This window comes from Paracoccus endophyticus (assembly GCF_003286075.1).
Taxonomy (GTDB): domain Bacteria; phylum Pseudomonadota; class Alphaproteobacteria; order Rhodobacterales; family Rhodobacteraceae; genus Paracoccus; species Paracoccus endophyticus.
This window is the reverse complement of sequence record NZ_QLUV01000062.1, coordinates 1-520: the sequence shown is the minus strand read 5'-3', so window position 1 is coordinate 520 and position 520 is coordinate 1. Positions and strand designations below refer to the sequence as shown.

Genomic DNA, 520 nt, shown 5'->3' with positions numbered 1-520 from the left:
TTAGAACGTCAATTCCGTAATTACTATACAGAAGCAAACCGCTGAAAAGGTAATACCGGTGAGAACTTATTAGTATTATTAGAAGGTCGTTTAGACAACGTAGTTTACCGTATGGGTTTTGCTGCAACTCGTGCTGAAGCGCGTCAGCTTGTAAGCCACAAATCTATCGTAGTAAACGGTCGTGTAGTGAATATTCCTTCTTATCAAGTTTCTGTTGATGATGTGGTTGCTGTTCGTGAGAAATCTAAAAAACAAGCACGTATCAAAGCATCATTAGAATTAGCAACTCAACGTGAAAAACCGACTTGGTTAGAAGTTGATGCAACTAAGATGGAAGGTGTATTTAAACGTACTCCTGAACGCTCTGACTTATCAGCAGATATTAACGAACATCTGATCGTTGAGCTTTACTCTAAATAATAGTTAATTTTTAAAATTACATTATTAGATTAGTAAATAAAGCTTAAAAACAAAGAGAGGATAAAATGCAGGGTTCTGTGACAGAATTTTTAAAGCCGCA

1 pseudogene is annotated in these 520 nt (G+C 36.0%); it reads left to right on the top strand.

Going from position 1 to position 520, the window contains the following annotated elements:
- Positions 1-57: 57 nt before the first annotated feature.
- Positions 58-420, top strand: a pseudogene (gene rpsD, locus DPQ23_RS15275) (30S ribosomal protein S4); the annotation flags it as partial.
- Between the last annotated feature and the right edge of the window lie 100 nt (positions 421-520).